This window comes from Streptomyces sp. NPDC057136 (genome assembly GCF_042670885.1).
Lineage (GTDB): Bacteria > Actinomycetota > Actinomycetes > Streptomycetales > Streptomycetaceae > Streptomyces.
Window position 1 is genome coordinate 21,623 of the sequence record NZ_JBHUUV010000051.1, and the last position, 17,897, is coordinate 39,519.

A 17,897-nucleotide genomic window follows, 5' to 3' on the forward strand; every position below is an offset into this window, starting at 1 on the left:
GGGACACCATGACGGAACTGCCTCGGATCGTCAGCGTCGACGACCATGTGATCGAGCCGCCGCACCTCTTCTCGACCTGGCTGCCCGCCAAATACCGCGAACGCGGGCCGCAGCCGCTCACCGCGGGCATCGGTGAACTGGCGTACACGGGCGGCAAGTACGTCATCACGATGGACCCGGACGGGCCGCCCACCGACTGGTGGATCTACGAGGACCTGAAGTTCCCGTACAAGCGCAATATCGCGGCGGTCGGCTTCGACCGTGACGACATGACGCTGGAGGGCATCACCCGGGCGGAGATGCGGCGCGGCTGCTGGGACCCGGTCGAACGGCTCAGGGACATGGACCTCAACCATGTCGAGGCGAGCCTCTGCTTCCCGACCTTCCCGCGCTTCTGCGGCCAGACGTTCGCCGAGGCGCACGACAAGGAGGTCGCGCTGGCCTGTGTCCGCGCCTACAACGACTGGATGGTGGAGGAGTGGTGCGGTGACAGCGGCGGCCGGCTGATCCCGCTCTGCATCATTCCGCTCTGGGACATTGATCTGGCGGTGGCGGAGATCAGGCGGAATGCCGCGCGTGGGGTGCGGGCGGTGACCTTCTCGGAGATCCCTACGTATCTGGGGCTGCCGTCGATCCACACCGGCTACTGGGACCCGTTCTTCGCGGTCTGCCAGGAGACCGGCACGGTCGTGAACATGCACATCGGGTCGAGCTCGCAGATGCCCGCCGCGTCCCCCGACGCCCCTCCGGCGGTGCAGGCGGCGCTCTCCTTCAACAACGCGATGGCCTCGATGATGGACTTCCTGTTCAGCGGGGTGCTGGTGAAGTTCCCGACGCTGAAGCTGGCGTACAGCGAAGGTCAGATGGGGTGGATCCCGTACGCGCTCGAACGCGCCGACGACGTGTGGGAGGAGCACCGGGCCTGGGGCGGGGTGCGCGACCTGATTCCCGAGCCGCCGTCGACGTACTACTACCGGCAGATGTTCTGCTGCTTCTTCCGCGACAAGCACGGGGTGGCGTCCCTGGATGTGGTGGGGCGGGACAACGCCACCTTCGAGACGGACTACCCGCACGTCGACTCGACCTTCCCGCACACCAAGGAGGTCGCGCTCGACCACGTCAAGGGACTGGACGACGAGACCATCTACAAACTGATGCGCGGAAACGCCATCCGGATGCTGGGTCTGGACCTCGACCGGTGACCGATCTGTCGTACAGCGAGGAGGAGGACGAATTCCGGGCGCGGTTGCGGGAGTGGCTCGCCGGGGCGCTCCCCGGGCTGCCCCCGAAGCCCTCGCCCGACGACTGGCCGGGGCGACGGGCGTACGACACGACGTGGCAGCGGATGCTGTACGACGCCGGGTACGCGGGTCTGCACTGGCCCGTCGACGCGGGCGGGCAGGGCGCGACGCCGACCCGGCAGCTGATCTTCCTGGAGGAGACGGAGAAGGCGGGAGCCCCGTATGTCGGGGCGAACTTCGTCGGGCTGCTGCATGCCGGTCCGACCGTCGCGGCGGAGGGGACCGCGGAGCAGCGGGCCCGCTGGCTGCCGCCGGTGCTGAAGGGAGAGGAGATCTGGTGCCAGGGCTTCTCCGAGCCGGAAGCAGGTTCGGACCTGGCGGCGCTGCGGACCCGTGCGGTGCGCGACGGCGACCACTACGTCGTCAGCGGCCAGAAGATCTGGACCTCGCACGCGGAGGTCGCCGACTGGTGCGAGCTGCTCGTGCGTACGGACCCGGAGGCGCCGAAACACCGGGGGATCAGCTGGCTCGCGATGCCCATGGACGCGCCGGGCGTGACGGTACGGCCGCTGCGGACGCTCGCCGGATCGACGGAGTTCGCGGAGATGTTCCTCGACGAGGTGCGGGTGCCGGTCGCGAACCGGGTGGGGGAGGAGAACGACGGCTGGCGCGTGACGATGGTGACGCTGTCCTTCGAGCGCGGTACCGCCTTCGTCGGTGAGGTCGTCGCTTGCCGGCGCACGCTGGCGGCCCTGGCCGCCGAGGCCCGGGCGACGGGACGGTGGAACGACGCCGTACTGCGCCGGAGGCTCGGCAGGCTGAACGCAGAATTCCGGGCCCTGTGGCGGCTCACCCAGTGGAACGTCAGCGAGGCGCAGCGCAGTGGTGGTGTGCCGGGCGCCGGGGGGTCCGTGTTCAAGCTGCGCTACTCGCAGGCGCGTCAGGAGCTGTACGAGGCGGCGGCCGAGGTGCTGGGTGCGGACGCCTGCGATCTGGACCGGGAATGGGTGCTGGACCGGTTGTCCTCGCTGTCGTACACGATCGCCGCGGGCACCTCGCAGATCCAGCGGAACATCGTCGCCGAGCGGATACTCGGCCTGCCGAAGGGGCGCTGAGCGTCTGTGGACTTCTCGTTGTCGGAAGACCAGCTGGCTCTGCGCGTGGGAGTGCGCGAGCTGCTGGCGGGGCGGTTCGGCAGGGAGCGGATGCGGGCCGCCGTGGAGAGCGGGGAAGGTGTCGACCGGGGGCTGTGGGCGGAGCTCGGTGCGGCCGGGTTCTTCGCGCTGCGGCTGCCGGAGGCCGAGGGCGGGGTGGGGCTCGGGCTGCCCGAATCCGTACTGTTGTTCGAGGAGGCGGGGAGGGTGCTGCTGCCGGGGCCCCTCGTCGCCACGCATCTGGCCGCCGGGGTGGTGAAGGGGGCTGCGGAGGGGCGCGCCGTGGTCACGGTCGCGGACGCGAGTGGGCGAGGGGTGGTGGCGGACCTCGGGGATGCGGACGCCTTGCTGGTGCTGGGGGGCGGGGTCCGGGTGGTGGGCGGGGAGCCCTTGCGGGACGTCGTGCGGGGGGCGGTTGCCGTGCGGTCCGTCGATCCGCTCACGGCGCTGCACCGGCCGGTCCTGCCCATCGCCGGTACGCAGTCGTTGGCGTCGCCGGCCGTGGGGACTCTGCGGTGCGAAGGTGCCCTGCTCACCGCCGCCGAACAGCTCGGGAGCGCCGCCCGCAGCACGGAAACGGCGGTTCAACACGCCCGTGGACGTGAACAGTTCGGCGCGGCGATCGGTTCCTTCCAGGCGGTCAAGCATCTTTGCGCCCAGATGCTGGTCCGTACCGAACTGGCCCGCGCCGCCGTGTACGCGGCGGCCGTGACCGGGGACCCGGTCGAGGTGGCGGGCGCCAAACTGCTGGCCGACGAGGCCGCCGTGGGCAACGCCCGGGACTGCCTCCAGGTGCACGGCGGCATGGGCTTCACCTGGGAGGCAGACGTCCATCTGCATCTGAAGCGGGCGTGGCTGCGCTCCGGAAGATGGCTGACGGCGGCCGAAGCGGAAGAGGTACTGGCGGGTGATCTGGGCGCCGCGGAGGGGGTGGAACGGGGCTGACGCACGCCCGGTGGATCACGGCCGGGCTCTGGGGTGGGCTGTCACGCAGTGCAGCCGGTCTGCGTCGATACCGGGTTGTGTCCTTTGCGTGATTCGTCACCGGCCGGAGTCGGTGCCGTGCTCGGGTACGCTCCGTTGGATGCGAGTGGTTCTGGAACCGGACGATCCGGGTGTTGCCTGTGCGGCGACTCCGGTTCGGGTGCGGTGCCCTGTTCGCGGTCCGAGGAGCTGTGCCGGGCCTGGCCGGGAAGCGATTCCCGGGGTGCCGGTGTGTTCCTGTTCGACTCCCCGCAATGCGCGTCGCACAGTATGCAGCACGCGTACTCCTTCGCGCTGGAATATGCCCGAAGCGCTTGTTGCGGTGACTGTACGTCAACCATGCTGTCTCGCAAGGGAATCACGTTCCGTGACCCTGAGGAGGCGCGAGGCGATGTGTCCGCCGGTTCGGATGGTGTGAGCGGTGCAGGTGCTTCAGGTTCAGCTGGAGGTCGGGCCGGATCCCGCGGAAGTGGGACGGGCCCGCAGATGGGCGCGGTCGAGGCTGGTCGGGTCCGGAATAGGAGACGACGAGCCCCTCGCGGAGACGCTCATTCTGCTGATCTCGGAGCTGGTCACCAACGCGGTCGTCCACACCGGCTGTCCGGCCGTGCTACGGATGCTGTTCGGCTCGGCCGGAGCGGTAGGGACGGTCCGGGTCGAGGTCGCCGACGCCAGCGGCTGCCCGCCGCGGCCGCGGCATGCGGAAGGCGATGACACCAACGGGCGCGGCCTGGAGCTGGTGGACGGCCTCGCGGACCGCTGGGGCTGGCAGCCGGAAGGCGCCGGGAAGCGGATCTGGTGCGAGGTCGACGGCGGCGTACCGCTGTCGGCCCCGGCGACGGTGGTTGCGGGGCCCGTGGTGGTTCCGGCGGCGCCGTTCGGCGTTCAGAGGACGGCGACCGGGGCCACGGGAGTGCCGGTGGCGCCGGTGAACGGCTCGGGCATCGCACAGAGCAGGAACGCGTAGCGCTTGTCCTCCGCACAGGCTGTGGACAAGGTTTCGAGATTCCAGTTCTGACCCTGGAGCATGCCCATCTCGACGAGATCGAGGGCGTGCACCGGCATCCACAGATTCTCGATCTCCGGCGGGAAGATCTCGAAGGTCAGGGTGTCGTTGGCCACCGCGGCCACATCCCGCGCGTGGAACCACTCGGGCGTGCGCACCGAGAGACCGGGTGACGGATAGGCGTACGCGTGCTTGTCGCCCGCCAGATACACCTGGATCTGCCCCGTCCGTACGAGCACGATGTCCCCGGCCCCGACCTGGACGCCCGCGAACTCCTCCGCCGCGTCCAGGTCCTCCGGTGTCACGGCGTGGTCGCCGGGCAGCCGGTCGACGCCGTGGGCGCGTGCCACGTCCAGCAGGACCCCGCGCGAGACGAGCGGCGGTGCGGAAGCGATCGAGCTGAACTGCGCGCCGCCGTGTGCGGTGACAGTGCCGGCCGGGCGCCCGTTGTAGATCTTCCCGCCGTGCGAGGCGTGGGTGAGCGCGTCCCAGTGGGTGGCCGCCTGGAGGCCCATGGTCACGGCGTCGTCGCTGGTGGCGACCGTTCCCGGGCCGAAAATCTCCTGGTTGATCTGGACCATCGTATGGAGCGGGTTGACCCGCCCCGGGATCAGTCCGCTCTGTACGCCGTCCTGCTGGAGCGGGAGCGCGAGCGGTATCCGGCGGCCGGTGCGGACGGTGGCCGCGGCCTCCCGTACGACCGCGGCGGTGATCAGGTTGAGCGTCCCGATCTCGTCGTCGGCGCCCCAGCGGCCCCAGTTGTTCACCCGCTTCGCGATGGCGTGGAACTCGGGCGGCAAGGACATGGGGGCCTCCTGGGGCTTGTGCCGGGGTATCCGGCTACCCGTAAAATCTAACGGTCCGTCAGAAACCGCGGGAAGGGGCCGGGCATGGGGAACTTCTTGGCAGGCAAAGTGGTCGCCGTCACGGGCGCCGGCCGCGGCATCGGGCGGGCGGTCGCACGGGCGGCCGCCGCCGATGGAGCGAGGGTCGTCGTCAACGACTACGGGGTCTCCGTCGAGGGCGGCGAACCGACGAGTGAGATCGCCGAATCCGTCGTCGAGGAGATCGAGGCGGCGGGCGGGGAAGCCGTCGCGGTCGCCGACGACATCTCCACGATGGCCGGTGGACAGCGGATCGTGGACACGGCGCTGGCACGGTACGGGCGCATCGACGGGGTCGTGTGCGTGGCAGGGATCCTGCGGGAGCGGATGCTGTTCAACATGTCCGAGGAGGAGTGGGACCCGGTGGTCGCCACGCACCTCAAGGGCACGTTCACGGTCTTCCGCGCCGCGTCGGCGGTGATGCGGAAGCAGGAGGGCGGCGGCACGCTGATCGGCTTCACCAGCGGCAACCACCAGGGAAGCGTGGCGCAGGCCAACTACAGCGCGGCGAAGGGCGGGATCATCTCGCTGGTACGCAGCGCGGCGCTCGGCCTGCACAAGTACGGGGTCACGGCGAACGCGGTCGCGCCGGTCGCGCGTACCCGGATGTCCGCGAACGTCCCCATGGAGCTCAAGGAGATAGGGGAACCGGAGGATGTGGCCGCGCTCGTCGTCTACCTGCTGAGCGAGCGGGCGCGCGCGGAGGGGATCACGGGCCAGGTGTACACCGTGGCCGGTCCGAAGATCGCGGTGTGGGCCCAGCCGAGGGAGTTGCGGGCGGGGTACGCGGAGGGGGCGTGGACACCGGAGCGGATCGCGGACTTCCTGCCGGGGACGGTGGGGGTGGATCCGATGCCGATGCTGGAGCGGTTGGGGGACATGGCGGCGGCTGCGGCTGCGAGGACCCGGCCGAACGCCTGACTCCCGGGGCACTGCCCGGACCCCGGTCCTCAATCGCCGGACGGGCTCAAAGGATGGCCTCAATCGCCGGCCGGGCTGAGGGTGCTCGGCCCGGCTGGGGGTGCCAATTAAGCCTCTGGAGGCGATTGAGGAGCGGGGGTGCGGGGGCGGAGCCCCCGGAGTCCTGACCGGCACGTGATGACTACAGGAGGCGCACGTGGACTTCCGCTTCGGGCCCGAGGACGACGCGTTCCGGCGGGAGGCCCGCGCCTGGCTGGACGTTCACGCTCACGCAGGCGCAGCCACCGGCCGCGCATGGGAGCGCACGCTCGGGCGGGACGGGTGGATCGGGCTCGGGTGGGAGGAGTCCGGACGGTCCGGCTACGGCAACCGGCGGGCGAGCCTGACCCAGCAGGTCGTCTGGGCCGAGGAGTACGCCCGCGCCGCCGCCCCCACCCGCGTCGGCCACATCGGCGAGAACCTGCTCGCGCCCACGCTGATCGCGTACGGCACCGAGGAGCAGTGCCACCGCTACCTGCCCCCCGTGGCCCGCGGCGAGGCGCTCTGGTGCCAGGGGTACAGCGAACCGGGTGCTGGATCGGACCTGGCCGCGGTCCGGACGGCCGCCGTGCGGGACGCCCGGCGCGGTGGGTACGCCGTCACCGGCCAGAAGATCTGGACCTCGCTCGCCCAGGACGCCGACTGGTGCTTCGTCCTCGCGCGTACGGAGCCCGGTTCGGCCCGCCACCACGGACTGTCGTTCCTCCTGGTGGAGATGGACCAGCCGGGCCGCGTCGAGGTGCGGCCGATCCGCCAGATGTCGGGGACCAGCGAGTTCAACGAGGTCTTCTTCGACGGGGCGGCGGCCGTGGAGGCCGTGGGCGGAGAGGGCAACGGCTGGACGGTCGCCATGGGCCTGCTGGCCCTGGAGCGCGGCGTCTCCACCCTCGTCCAGCAGATCGGATTCGCCGCCGAACTCGACCGGGTCCTCCGGGCCGCCGTCGACGGCGGCGCCGTCACCGATCCCGTCCTGCGTGCCCGCCTCGTCACACAGTGGGCCGAGCTGAAGACCATGCGCTGGAACGCCCTGCGCACCCTCGGCGCCGCGGGGGGCCCCGGCGCCCCCAGCGTGGCCAAGCTGCTCTGGGGCGGCTGGCACAAGCGGCTCGGCGAACTGGCCGTGGAGATCAGGGGGGCGGCCGGCGCCGTCGGCCCCCACGCCTGGTCGCCGGAGTCCCCGTACGAACTCGACGACGTGCAGCGCCTGTTCCTGTTCACCCGGTCCGACACCATCTACGGCGGCTCGGACGAGATCCAGCGGAACATCATCGCCGAGCGGGTGCTCGGCCTACCGAGGGAGACCCGATGAGGGGCGTCGTTTTCGACGGCACACGGACCGAGGTCGTCGACGATCTGGCGGTACGAGATCCGGCGCCCGGAGAGGTGTTGGTGGCCGTCGCCGCCGCGGGGCTGTGCCACAGCGACCTGTCGGTGATCGACGGGACGATTCCGTTCCCGGTGCCGGTGGTCCTGGGGCACGAGGGTGCGGGGGTCGTCGAGGCGGTCGGCGCGGGCGTCACCCATGTGAAGCCCGGTGACCATGTGGCGCTGTCGACCCTGGCCAGCTGCGGGGCGTGCGCGCAGTGCGACCGGGGCAGGCCCACAATGTGCCGAAAGGCAATCGGGATGCCGGGCAGACCGTTCTCCCGGGGCGGCAAGCAGCTGTTCCAGTTCGCCTCCAACTCGGCTTTCGCGGAACGTACGTTGGTCCGCGCAGTCCAGGCGGTGAAGATCCCGGACAGCCTGCCGCTGACCTCCGCCGCACTGATCGGCTGCGGGGTGCTGACGGGAGTCGGAGCCGTACTCAACCGGGCGAAGGTCGACCGCGGGGAGACGGTTCTCGTGATCGGCACCGGCGGGATCGGCCTCAATGTCATCCAGGGAGCGCGGATCGCGGGCGCTCTGACGATCGTCGCCGTCGATGCCAACCCGGCGAAGGAGGCGGTCGCCCGGCAGTTCGGCGCGACGCACTTCCTGACCTCGACGGAGGGTGTACGCGACATCCTGCCGACCGGCGCCGACCATGCCTTCGAGTGCGTGGGCCGCACGGAGCTGATCCGCCAGGCGATCGACCTCCTGGACCGGCACGGCCAGGCGATCCTGCTGGGGGTCCCGGCGGCGACGGCGGAGGCGTCGTTCCTGGTCTCGTCCATGTATCTCGACAAGTCGATCCTGGGCTGCCGGTACGGCTCGTCGCGCCCGCAGCGCGATATCGCGCTCTACGCGGACCTGTACCGCGAGGGCCGGCTGCTGCTCGACGAGCTGGTGACGGAGACGTACCCGGTGGAGGACTTCGCCAAGGCGGCGGACGACGCGCACCACGGGCGGGTGGCGCGCGGGGTGCTGGTGTTCTGAGGCCGCTGGTGTTCCAGCGCCGTCGGTCTTCTAGGACCGCCGGGACTCTCCCGCTGCCACGGAACCGGCCGTCGAGCGGAACGTCCTGCGGTACACCGTCGGCGGCACTCCCAGGGTCGCCTGCAGATGCTGGCGCAGTGAGGTCGCCGTACCGAAACCGGAGTCCCGGGCCACCTGGTCGATGGACAGGTCCGTCGACTCCAGGAGGTGGCGGGCCCGTTCCACCCGTTGCAGGGTCAGCCACTGGCCGGGGCTGACGCCGATCTCCTCGCGGAAGCGGCGGGTGAACGTTCGCACGCTCATGGACTCCTGCTGCGCCATGTCGCGCAGCTGGATCGGCGTCTCCAGCCGGTCGAGGGCCCAGGCGCGCGCGGCGGTCGTGGTCGCGAACTGCGGTTCGGGGACGGGGCGGTGGATGTACTGCGCCTGTCCGCCGTCCCGGTGCGGAGGTACGACGGTGCGGCGGGCGATCTCGGTGGCGACGGCGGCGCCGTGGTCGCGGCGCACGATGTGCAGGCAGAGGTCGATTCCGGCGGCGACTCCGGCGGAGGTGAGGACGTCCCCGTCGTCGATGAACAGGACGTCCGGGTCGACCTTGACCTGCGGGAACAGCTTCTGGAAGTGGTCGGCGGACGACCAGTGCGTGGTGGCGGGCCGGCCGTCGAGGTATCCGGCGGCGGCGAGGACGTACCCGCCGGTGCAGATGGAGACCATGCGGGTGCCGGGCCTGATGTACGCGAACGCGGCGGCCAGCTCCTTCGTGAGCCTGCCCTCCGTGAAGACCGGGCCGAGCCCGTACGACGTCGGGACGATCACCGTGTCGGCGTCCGCGAGGGCTTCCGGTCCGTGTTCGACGGTGATCGTGAAGTCCGCGTCCGTGAGGACGACGCCGGGCGGGCGGACGGAACAGGTCACGACCTCGTAGAGCTTCCGGCGGCCGCCGTCGCGTCCGCCGGACAGGGTGCGGCCGAATATCCTTTGGGGGATGCCCAGTTCGAACGGGAGCAGCCCGTCGAGAGCCAGGACGACGATTCGGTGCGGCATGCGACTCCCTTCGCTACTAGCTGGTATAGACCAAAAGCTGATACATGTCACCGCTGTGATGGAGAAGCCCGCAGACAGCGTCTGCATTCCCGACGCCGGACATGCCCTCGAACCGCCCCTCCCGCCGCCCACGGGGATGAAGGGGGCCGACTCGGCCGGGCAGCTCTGGAACCGTAACTTCCGGCTCTTCTTCGTGGCCCGTACCGTCGCGCTCTTCGGTGACGGCATGATTCCCGTCGCGCTCACCGCCGGTCTGCTGGGCGCGGGCCGCCCCGCGTCCTCCGTCGGGTTCGCGTTGGCAGCCTGGATGGGCCCGCTGGCGTTCTTCGTGCTCTTCGGCGGCGTGCTCGCCGACCGCTTCACCCCGCGCCGGATGATGATCATCGCCGATGTGCTGCGACTGTTCGGGGCGGCCGTTCTCGCCGTGACCTTCGCGACGGGCAATCCGCCGCTGTGGGCGGTGTACGCGCTGAGCTCCGTGGCCGGGGTCGGCGCCGCCCTCTTCCAGCCGGGCGTCGCCTCGACCGTCCCCCGGGTCGCCTCCGACGTACAGCGCGCCAACGCCGTGCTCAGGGTCGCGGAGGCGCTGATGACGATGGCGGGGCCGGCGTTCGCGGGAGTGCTCGTCGGGCTGGCGAGCGCCGGAGCGGTCTACGCGGCGAACGCGGCGACCTTCGCCGTGTCCGGAGTCTGCCTGTTCCTGCTGCGCCTCGCCCCGGCCCCGTCCGACGAGGCGGAGCGCGGCACGTTCGTCGCCGAACTCGTTGACGGATGGCGGGAGTTCCGGGCCCGCTCGTGGCTGTGGGGAGTGATCGCGATCTGGACGGTGTACGGATTCACGGTCCTCGGCCCGATGCTCCCGCTCACCGCCGTCCTGGTCACCGAGGGGCACGGCTCGGCGACGTACGGCGTGATGATGGCGGTGAACGGCGCGGGCAGCGTGCTCGGCGGTCTGCTCGCCCTGCGGCTGCGCCCGCGCCGCCCGCTCGCGGCGGGTGCGGTCGCCCTGTCGGCAGTGGCGCTGAACCTGCTGGTGCTGGGGTTCGACATGCCGGTGCTCGCGCTGGGGGCCGGGCAGTTCGTGGCGGGTGCGGTGTTCGCGTTCTGGCTGGTGATGTGGTCGACGACCGTGCAGACCCATGTGCCGCCGGAGGCCCTGAACCGGCTGCACGCCTACGACGTGGCGGGATCGCTCCTGATGCTCGCGGCGGGCCGCGCGCTGGCCGGTCCGGTCGCCGAGGCGGTGGGGGCGCCGGAGGTGTTGCTGGCGGGCGCGGTGATCAACATGCTGGCGGTGGCGGTGCTGTTGGCGGCACGGCCGATCAGACGACTGGAGCGGATCGGGTGACCGGCGTGGGTGGTTCGCGGCTTCTGGCGGCGGGTGCGGCGGTGCTGACCGTGGCCGCCGGGCTCGGTGTACGGGCGGTGGCGGGCGGAGACCTGGCGAAGTACGCCGGGGACGCGCTGTACACGGTCCTGATCCTCACCCTCGTGGCGCTGATCGCGCCCCGGGCCCGGCCGCTGGTGGCAGCCGGGACGGCGCTGGCCATCAGCTGGGCCGTGGAGTTCGCGCAACTGACCGGCATACCCGCGGAGTTGTCGGCCAGGAGCGCGGCGGCCCGGCTGGTGCTCGGCTCGACCTTCAACGCCCCGGACCTGTTCTGGTACGCGGTGGGGGCGGCCGTCGCAGGGTGCGCGTACGCGTGGGTGGCGCGCCGTCGTACGGCCGGGTGAGCGCGGGGTCCCTCAGGCCTTGTTGCGGGCCCGCTCCTCGGACGCCTGCATCTCCAGCACCTGGAGCACATGCGTGCTGGTCCGCCGCCGGGTGCTGCCGCTGACGAGGAGCGCCGCACCGGTGACGGCCGGGGGTACGGACAGGGAGAGGATGCCCAGCAGTTCGGGCCAGTCGCGCTCGGAGCCGCAGAAGGAGCCCTCGTCCGGGGCGTAGGTCGCCGAGATGGGTGCTTCGCACTCCACGTCGTGCTGGTAGGAGGCCATGGTGAACGGTGCCAGGAGCAGGTAGCCGAGCCAGGCCAGCAGCCCCGTCGCGACGAGCAGCAGGCCGACGCCCCAGGCCATGAGCGCCCCGGCGCGACGGTCGAAGTCCGCGCGGGCGGCCCAGTGCATACGTTCCCCTTCGTTCCCCGGGTTCCTTCCCCGGATGCGACAGCCGATCGTACGCACTGGCCGCGGCACGGGCCACGGCGGTGGCCCGATCCCTGCGAACCGTGTCCGCCGGGCCACTCGTACGTCTGCGGGGCCCGCCCCGAAGCTGGGTGACGTGACCCAGACAACCGACCCCACGGCCCTCGCGGACTCTCCGGTGAAGCCCGGCCGCACCTCCCGTCCGCGTATCCACCGCGCCTGGATCGTCGCCGCCGTCACCTTCGTGACGATCATCGGCGGCGCGGCCTTCAACTCCCTTCCCGGTCTCCTGATCGACCCGCTCCACACGGAGTTCGGCTGGTCGCGCGGGGAGATCGGTCTTGCGGTCTCGATCGACATGGCGCTGTACGGGCTCACCGCGCCGTTCGCCGCCGCGCTGATGGACCGGTTCGGGATCCGCCGGGTGGTCGTGGTGGCGCTGAGCGCAGTCGCCGCGGGGGCTCTGGCCTCGGTCTGGATGACGGCGTCCTGGCAGCTGATGATCTATTGGGGGCTGCTGGTCGGACTGGGTACGGGCGCCATGGCGATGTCGTTCGCCGCCACGGTCACCAACCGCTGGTTCGTGGCCAAGCGCGGGCTGGTCACCGGCATCCTCACCGCGGCCGGCGCCTCCGGCCAGCTCGTCTTCCTGCCGCTGTGCGCCTGGATCGTCGACGAACACGGCTGGCGGCCCGCCTCGGTGACCGTCGCCCTCGCCGCGCTGGTCGTCGTCCCGTTCGTCGCGCTGTTGATGCGCGACCACCCGGCCGACGTGGGCGTGGCCCCGTACGGCGGCACGTATGTGGAGAAGCCCGCGCCCGCCCGCGGGGCGGCTGCCCGGACGGTGCGGGTCCTGTTCGACGCCGCGCGCACGGGGCCGTTCTGGCTGCTCGCGGGCACGTTCGCGATCTGCGGGGCGTCGACCAACGGCCTGATCCGCACCCACTTCGTGCCATCGGCCCACGATCACGGCATGCCGATCACCGCCGCGGCCTCGCTCCTGGCCGTCATCGGGATCTTCGACATCATCGGCACGATCTTCTCCGGCTGGCTCACCGACCGCTTCGACGCCCGCCGCCTGCTCGCCGTGTACTACGCGCTGCGCGGCATCTCGCTGATGTTCCTGCCGTTGCTGATGGGTCCGTCGGTGGAACCGCCGATGATCTTCTTCATCGTCTTCTACGGTCTGGACTGGGTCGCCACGGTCCCGCCGACGCTGGCTCTGTGCCGCGAGCACTACGGGGAGGACAGTGCGATCGTCTTCGGCTGGGTCCTGGCCTCGCACCAGGTCGGAGCGGCGTTGGTGGCCTTCCTCGGCGGCGTGGCCCGCGATACGTTCGGCCGGTACGACGTGGTCTGGTACGCGGCGGGGGCGCTGTGCGCGATGGCTGCGCTGATGGCGCTGGTGATCCGGCGGCGCTCGACGCCCAAGGTGCCGGTCAGCTCCTGAATCCGCCGAACTTCCCCTGGTGGAAAAGCAGCGGACCGGCGGATTCAGTGGCTGTGCCGAGGGCCTCCACCCGTCCCACGACGATGAGATGGTCGCCGCCCGTGTGGACGGCGTGGATGCGGCAGTCGACCCAGGCGGGTACGGAGTCCAGGAGCGGCGATCCTGTCGCGGGCGCCGCCCGGTACGCGACCCCGGCGAACTTGTCGGCCCCGCTGACCGCGAACCCCCGGCACAGTGCGCCCTGGTCCGCGCCGAGGATGTTGACGCAGAAGGCCCCGGCGCGTGCGATACGCGGCCAGGTCGTCGACGTACGGGCCACCATGAACGTGACCAGCGGCGGGTCGAGGGAGAGCGACGCGAACGACTGGCAGGCGAAGCCCGCGGGGCCGTCCGGATCGTCGGGGCCGCGTGCGGTGACGATCGTGACCCCGCTGGCGAAGTGCCCGAGTACGCGCCGGAATTCGCCCGCTTCGACGGGTGGGCGCTCGTCGGCGCCGACGGCTCTGAGATCGGGCCTGGGCAGCGGTTCGACGGGCACCGCCGGTCCTGCGACCGTGGCGGCGCCGACGGAGCGGAGGTACCGGACGGCGGTTGCGGCCATGCCTGCGTGTCCCATCACCTCTCCATTGAAACTGACGGTGCGTCAGTTGGGAAGGTGCCGGTATGCGGAATCGCGGACGCTCTATGGTCACCACACGACACGTAACGGGGCATGTCGACAAGGGAGATGACCGTGACACAGGTACGAACAGAGCACACGCTGCCCGCATCGCGTACCGGGGTCGCGGACGGAACCATCACGACACTGATCGCTGCCGTGCAGCTGGGCATCGTGCTGGCGGGCATGCTGGTGGTCGATATCGGCCAGGGGGGCGCGTACGACAGGCCGGGTGGTGGATCGGTCCTCGGGGTCCTGATCCTGCTCGTGGTGGCACCGCCCGTGATGGCGGTTCTCGGGGCCCTGCACACCGTCGCCGTCTCCATGCCGGCCGCTCTGGGGGCGAGCGCCGCGGCCGGACGGCTGAACGCGGCCCCGCAGTGGCTGCGACAGGGGGCGTTCCTGGCGGTGCTGGGGGCGCTGTACGCGATCCCGGCGAGGCTGATGGGAATCCCGTACGTGGGCGCCTGGGCGGCGATCGCCGCGAGCGGTGTGCTGCCGCTGCTCGGCGTGGCGTACTTCCTGCGGCGTGAGGGACAGGGCCGCCCGGTCGGCCTGGCCGGGGTGTGGGCGCGGATCCTGGTGATCGGGTTCGTGCTCCTGGTGGCCACGGTCGTCGGCTGCGGCCTCGCGGTGCAGTAGGGCCGGAGGGCCGATCAGCGTCCGAGGTACTTCGGCGAACGGCGTTCCACGAAGCTGCGCACGCCCTCCTGCGCGTCGTGCGTGGTCATGTTGATCTCCTGGGCCATCGCTTCCGCGGCGAACGCCGTTGCCCGGTCGGTGTCCTGGGAGGCGTTCACCAGGTGCTTGGTGAGGGCCAGGGCTCGGGTCGGTCCTTCGGCCAGGCGGTGCGCCCAGTCGCGGGCCGTTGCCGTCAGGTCGGCGTCCGGGAGGACCCGGTTGACCAGGCCCAGGCGTTCCGCGTCCCGGGCCGGGAGCGCGTCGCCGAAGAAGAGGAGTTCCTTGGCGCGGTGGGGGCCGATCAGGCGGGGGAGCAGATAGGCGCCGCCGCCGTCCGGGACGAGGCCGCGGCGTACGAAGACCTCGATGAACTTCGCCGATTCGGCGGCCAGTACCAGATCGCAGGCGAACGCGAGGTGCGCCCCGAGGCCGGCCGCCGTGCCGTTCACGGCGGCGATCACGGGCTTCTCGCACTCCAGGACCGCCGCAATCAGCCGCTGCGCGCCGAGCCGGATCGTACGGGCGACATCGCCGGTGACCCGCTCCCCGCCGGTCGCCGGGCCGGAGCGCAGGTCCGCGCCCGCGCAGAAGCCGCGGCCGGTCGCGGTCAGGACGACGGCCCTTACCGCCGGGTCGGCGGAGGCTTCGGCGAGCAGGGAGATGATGCGTTCGCGCTGGTCCCAGGTGACGGCGTTCATCGCCTCGGGGCGGTTGAGGGTGATCCACGAGACCCCGTTGTCAGTGCGGTGGAGTACCAATGAGTCCAGGGGATCGGACGCGTGGGATTCGTCGGGGGAGGACGGCATGGGGGAGCTCCTTCATGGGGCGGGCGTGGGCTCAGCGGCAGAGGGCGAGTGCGTCCAGGGCCACCGCGCCCTGACCGCGTCCGAGGACCACCAGGGGGTTGATGTCCAGCTCCACGAGGTCGTCGCCCAGTTCCAGGGCCATCCGCTGGACCCGCAGGACCACTTCGACGAGCGCGTCGACATCGAGGGGCGGGCCGCCGCGTACGCCGTCCAGGAGGGCCCGGCCGCGGAGCTCGTCGAGCATCGCCCGCGCCTGGTCCTCGCCGAAGGGCGGCACCCGGACCGCCGTGTCGTGCAGGACCTCCACGAGCACACCGCCGAGCCCGACCGTGACCGTCGGCCCGAACAGGGCGTCCTGGGTGACGCCGACCATCATCTCCACGCCCCGCTCGACCATCTGGCACACCAGGATTCCGTCCAGGTCGACGGACTCGAAGCGGGCGATGTCGGTGAGCTCGCGATAAGCGTCGCGGACCTGGCTGGCGGAGGTGAGTCCGACCTTGACCAGGCCGAGTTCGGTCTTGTGCGCGAGCCGGGTGCCGGACGCCTTCATGACGACCGGGTAGCCGACCAGCGCCGCCGCCCGGACCGCCGCCGCCGCACTGGTCACCAGCTGCTCGCGCGGTACGCGAATGCCGTACGCCCGAAGGAGCTGTTTCGCCGCGTGCTCGCTCAGCTGGTGGCCGGGTCGCAGCAGGGCCTGCGCCTTGCGGAACGAGGGCGACGGCGTGCGCGGCGCGTCGTCGAAGGGCGAGCGGTAGGACGCGGTGAAGCGGTGGTGGTCCAGGTACGCCTTCACGGCGCCGATGCAGTTGCGGAAGGTACGGAAGGTGGCGACCCGGGACGAGCCGAGCAGGGTCGTGCGGTACGCCTCCTCCGTACCGACGGGCGATCCCCACACCACGCAGATCAGCTTGTCCGTGGCCTCCGCCGCGTCCACGAGGTCCTGGGCGAGCCGGTCGCTCATCGGGGGGAACGGGCCGGTGATCGGGCAGATCAGTACGCCGACGTCCGGGTCGGCGAGGAGCGCGTCGATGATCTTCCGGCCGCGCCAGTCGCCGACGGGGTGCCCGCCGTTGTCGACCGGGTTCGCCACGTTCAGGTAGCCGGGTATCCATGCGTGCAGTTCGCGCTGCTTCTCCTCGGACAGGGTGGGCAGACAGAGCCCGGCGCCGGTCGCCAGGTCCGAGAAGTGCGCCCCCGTGCCGCCCGAGATCGAATACACGACGACACCGTCGGCGCGCGGCGGGCGGGCCCGGGCCAGCAGGGCGGCGGTGTCCTGGAGTTCGTCGAGCCCGTCCACCCGGATCACACCGAACTGCCGCATCGCCGCGTCCACCACCTGGTCGGTGCCGGTCAGCTTGCCGGTGTGTGAGGCGGCCGTCCTGGCCCCCGTCTCCGTACGCCCCACCTTGACCGCCACGACCGGTACGCCGGCCCGCGCCGCCCGGTCGGCGGCGAGCAGGAAGGAGCGGCCGTCCTTGAGTCCCTCGACGTAGCAGGCGATGGCCCCGACCTCGGGGCGCCCGGCGAAGTACGAGATGAAGTCGGAGGTCTCCAGGTCGGCCTCGTTGCCGGTGGGCGCCCAGTGGGAGAGCCGGATGCCCAGTTCCTGAAGGGTGTGGACGGGGCGGCCCTGGTGCCCGGACTGGGTGATCAGCGCGATGGCGGGTCCTTCCAGGTCCTCCCGGAACGACTCGAAGGCGTTGAGGTTGGTGTTCGGCCCCAGCAGCCGCAGCCCGGACCGCTCGACCGCGGCCGACAGCCGAGCCTGGGCGGCCGTCCCCTCCTCGCCGGTCTCGGCGAAGCCGGAGGCGAAGGCGACGGCGAACTTCACCTTGGAGGCGGCCAGTTCCTCGATCAGGGGCAGCGGGTCGGCGACGAGCAGCACGGCCAGATCGACCTGTTCCGGCAGATCGGCGACGGAAGGGGAGCAGGCCAGCCCGAAGACGGACTCCCGCGTGGGATGCACCGGATGCAGCCGCGCCCCGACCCGCTCGGCCCAGGCGACGAGCTGCCGGGTGATCCCGGTATTGGGCCGCCCATCGGTGTCGGACGCGCCGACGACGGCTACGGACTCGGGCCGGAAGAACCGGTCCAGATCGGGTACGGGCGCGTGCAGCGGCCGTCCGCTGACGTCGAGGCCGCCCTCCGCCGTCGCTGTCGCCATGCTGTGGACGGCGGCATGCGGCTCCTCGCCGCAGGCATCCACCCTGGCGCGGAAGTGTGTGGTGAGGGTGCCGTGAGTCGATCCAAGCATCGTTCCGCCCACTCCTGCTCGATGTGTCCGACCGGGAGCCACGGAGGTGTCCGAGCCCCACGTTCCATAGCTGACGCATTGTCAGGTTACTGAACTGACGGCCCGTCAGGAATGGGTGTGCAGGCAAAGACTGAGGCGCGGCCGTGCCCCGCCCGGCGGCTGCTCGTGCCGGGCGGGGCGCGGGGCGCGGCGGCCTCGCACGCCGAGGCTGTCGCCGCAGTCCGGGACCGCTGACCGTCGCGCAGCTGCCGGTGTGCCGGCAGCTGCGC

At 71.4% G+C, this 17,897-nt stretch carries 17 protein-coding genes; 11 read left to right on the top strand and 6 right to left on the bottom strand.

The genetic code is table 11. From position 1 onward, the window contains the following. Positions 1 to 8 precede the first annotated feature (8 nt). The 4 genes from ACFT7S_RS35185 (at position 9) to ACFT7S_RS35200 (ending at position 4,346) form a co-directional block, all read left to right on the top strand. Positions 9 to 1,202 carry an amidohydrolase family protein gene (locus tag ACFT7S_RS35185; protein ID WP_382739413.1) on the top strand — a complete coding sequence of 398 codons (1,194 nt, stop codon included), beginning with the start codon at positions 9 to 11 and terminating at the stop codon, positions 1,200 to 1,202. Continuing rightward, on the top strand, positions 1,199 to 2,356 hold the full coding sequence (locus ACFT7S_RS35190) for an acyl-CoA dehydrogenase (protein ID WP_382739416.1): 1,158 nt from the start codon (positions 1,199 to 1,201) through the stop codon (positions 2,354 to 2,356). The genes ACFT7S_RS35185 and ACFT7S_RS35190 overlap by 4 nt, the downstream gene beginning before the upstream one ends. Before the next feature lie 6 nt (positions 2,357 to 2,362). Continuing rightward, positions 2,363 to 3,340 carry an acyl-CoA dehydrogenase family protein gene (locus ACFT7S_RS35195; RefSeq protein WP_382739419.1) on the top strand — a complete coding sequence of 326 codons (978 nt, stop codon included), beginning with the start codon at positions 2,363 to 2,365 and terminating at the stop codon, positions 3,338 to 3,340. Positions 3,341 to 3,800: 460 nt separating this feature from the next. Then, entirely contained in the window at positions 3,801 to 4,346 is a 546-nt protein-coding gene (locus ACFT7S_RS35200; RefSeq protein ID WP_382739423.1) for an ATP-binding protein, read from the top strand. On the opposite strand, the gene ACFT7S_RS35205 is transcribed toward ACFT7S_RS35200, so the two are convergent. Next, positions 4,265 to 5,191: a cyclase family protein gene (locus tag ACFT7S_RS35205; protein WP_382739426.1), complete on the bottom strand. Its 927-nt coding sequence runs from the start codon at positions 5,189 to 5,191 to the stop codon at positions 4,265 to 4,267. The two genes, ACFT7S_RS35200 and ACFT7S_RS35205, sit on opposite strands and share 82 nt — an antisense overlap. Before the next feature lie 84 nt (positions 5,192 to 5,275). Here ACFT7S_RS35205 and ACFT7S_RS35210 point away from each other — a divergent pair, with 84 nt between their 5' ends. The 3 genes from ACFT7S_RS35210 (at position 5,276) to ACFT7S_RS35220 (ending at position 8,584) form a co-directional block, all read left to right on the top strand. Continuing rightward, positions 5,276 to 6,190 carry an SDR family oxidoreductase gene (locus ACFT7S_RS35210; protein WP_382739429.1) on the top strand — a complete coding sequence of 305 codons (915 nt, stop codon included), beginning with the start codon at positions 5,276 to 5,278 and terminating at the stop codon, positions 6,188 to 6,190. 196 nt (positions 6,191 to 6,386) lie between these two features. Next, positions 6,387 to 7,538, top strand: a complete 1,152-nt coding sequence (locus ACFT7S_RS35215; RefSeq protein WP_382739431.1) for an acyl-CoA dehydrogenase family protein — start codon at positions 6,387 to 6,389, stop codon at positions 7,536 to 7,538. After that, positions 7,535 to 8,584: a Zn-dependent alcohol dehydrogenase gene (locus ACFT7S_RS35220; protein WP_382739434.1), complete on the top strand. Its 1,050-nt coding sequence runs from the start codon at positions 7,535 to 7,537 to the stop codon at positions 8,582 to 8,584. Before ACFT7S_RS35215 ends, ACFT7S_RS35220 begins: the two co-directional genes overlap by 4 nt. Before the next feature lie 30 nt (positions 8,585 to 8,614). On the opposite strand, the gene ACFT7S_RS35225 is transcribed toward ACFT7S_RS35220, so the two are convergent. Continuing rightward, positions 8,615 to 9,628 (bottom strand): GlxA family transcriptional regulator, encoded by a 1,014-nt coding sequence (locus tag ACFT7S_RS35225; RefSeq protein WP_382739437.1) that lies wholly within the window; start codon positions 9,626 to 9,628, stop codon positions 8,615 to 8,617. A 58-nt stretch (positions 9,629 to 9,686) separates the two neighbouring features. Here ACFT7S_RS35225 and ACFT7S_RS35230 point away from each other — a divergent pair, with 58 nt between their 5' ends. Together ACFT7S_RS35230 and ACFT7S_RS35235 are read left to right on the top strand one after the other, a co-directional pair. Continuing rightward, on the top strand, positions 9,687 to 10,976 hold the full coding sequence (locus ACFT7S_RS35230) for an MFS transporter (RefSeq protein WP_382739440.1): 1,290 nt from the start codon (positions 9,687 to 9,689) through the stop codon (positions 10,974 to 10,976). Next, complete coding sequence (locus tag ACFT7S_RS35235; RefSeq protein ID WP_382739443.1) at positions 10,973 to 11,362, top strand: DUF2809 domain-containing protein; 390 nt, start codon at positions 10,973 to 10,975, stop codon at positions 11,360 to 11,362. The genes ACFT7S_RS35230 and ACFT7S_RS35235 overlap by 4 nt, the downstream gene beginning before the upstream one ends. Positions 11,363 to 11,374: 12 nt before the next feature. Here ACFT7S_RS35235 and ACFT7S_RS35240 read toward each other — a convergent pair whose 3' ends face one another. Beyond that, positions 11,375 to 11,755, bottom strand: a complete 381-nt coding sequence (locus ACFT7S_RS35240) for a hypothetical protein (protein WP_382739446.1) — start codon at positions 11,753 to 11,755, stop codon at positions 11,375 to 11,377. Positions 11,756 to 11,909: 154 nt separating this feature from the next. On the opposite strand from ACFT7S_RS35240, the gene ACFT7S_RS35245 reads away from it, so the two are divergent. Next, the gene (locus tag ACFT7S_RS35245) at positions 11,910 to 13,223 is read left to right on the top strand and encodes an MFS transporter (RefSeq protein ID WP_382739449.1); all 1,314 of its coding nucleotides are present in this window, start codon (positions 11,910 to 11,912) and stop codon (positions 13,221 to 13,223) included. Here ACFT7S_RS35245 and ACFT7S_RS35250 read toward each other — a convergent pair. Continuing rightward, entirely contained in the window at positions 13,213 to 13,824 is a 612-nt protein-coding gene (locus tag ACFT7S_RS35250) for a flavin reductase family protein (RefSeq protein ID WP_382739467.1), read from the bottom strand. The two genes, ACFT7S_RS35245 and ACFT7S_RS35250, sit on opposite strands and share 11 nt — an antisense overlap. A gap of 132 nt (positions 13,825 to 13,956) precedes the next feature. Here ACFT7S_RS35250 and ACFT7S_RS35255 point away from each other — a divergent pair, with 132 nt between their 5' ends. Next, entirely contained in the window at positions 13,957 to 14,523 is a 567-nt protein-coding gene (locus ACFT7S_RS35255) for a hypothetical protein (protein WP_382739452.1), read from the top strand. A 14-nt stretch (positions 14,524 to 14,537) separates the two neighbouring features. On the opposite strand, the gene ACFT7S_RS35260 is transcribed toward ACFT7S_RS35255, so the two are convergent. Continuing rightward, positions 14,538 to 15,368, bottom strand: coding sequence for an enoyl-CoA hydratase/isomerase family protein (locus ACFT7S_RS35260; RefSeq protein ID WP_382739455.1), 831 nt, complete (start codon positions 15,366 to 15,368; stop codon positions 14,538 to 14,540). A gap of 31 nt (positions 15,369 to 15,399) precedes the next feature. After that, positions 15,400 to 17,628: an acetate--CoA ligase family protein gene (locus ACFT7S_RS35265; protein WP_382739458.1), complete on the bottom strand. Its 2,229-nt coding sequence runs from the start codon at positions 17,626 to 17,628 to the stop codon at positions 15,400 to 15,402. Positions 17,629 to 17,897: the final 269 nt, after the last annotated feature.

What these genes read in the sequence shown, in the direction of transcription:
- ACFT7S_RS35230 (WP_382739440.1), top strand. Translation starts at nt 9,687, where the DNA reads ATGGAGAAGCCCGCAGACAGCGTCTGCATTCCCGACGCCGGACATGCC.
- ACFT7S_RS35225 (WP_382739437.1), bottom strand. Translation starts at nt 9,628, where the DNA reads ATGCCGCACCGAATCGTCGTCCTGGCTCTCGACGGGCTGCTCCCGTTC.
- ACFT7S_RS35260 (WP_382739455.1), bottom strand. Translation starts at nt 15,368, where the DNA reads ATGCCGTCCTCCCCCGACGAATCCCACGCGTCCGATCCCCTGGACTCA.
- ACFT7S_RS35265 (WP_382739458.1), bottom strand. Translation starts at nt 17,628, where the DNA reads ATGCTTGGATCGACTCACGGCACCCTCACCACACACTTCCGCGCCAGG.
- ACFT7S_RS35240 (WP_382739446.1), bottom strand. Translation starts at nt 11,755, where the DNA reads ATGCACTGGGCCGCCCGCGCGGACTTCGACCGTCGCGCCGGGGCGCTC.
- ACFT7S_RS35250 (WP_382739467.1), bottom strand. Translation starts at nt 13,824, where the DNA reads ATGGCCGCAACCGCCGTCCGGTACCTCCGCTCCGTCGGCGCCGCCACG.
- ACFT7S_RS35210 (WP_382739429.1), top strand. Translation starts at nt 5,276, where the DNA reads ATGGGGAACTTCTTGGCAGGCAAAGTGGTCGCCGTCACGGGCGCCGGC.
- ACFT7S_RS35185 (WP_382739413.1), top strand. Translation starts at nt 9, where the DNA reads ATGACGGAACTGCCTCGGATCGTCAGCGTCGACGACCATGTGATCGAG.
- ACFT7S_RS35205 (WP_382739426.1), bottom strand. Translation starts at nt 5,191, where the DNA reads ATGTCCTTGCCGCCCGAGTTCCACGCCATCGCGAAGCGGGTGAACAAC.
- ACFT7S_RS35220 (WP_382739434.1), top strand. Translation starts at nt 7,535, where the DNA reads ATGAGGGGCGTCGTTTTCGACGGCACACGGACCGAGGTCGTCGACGAT.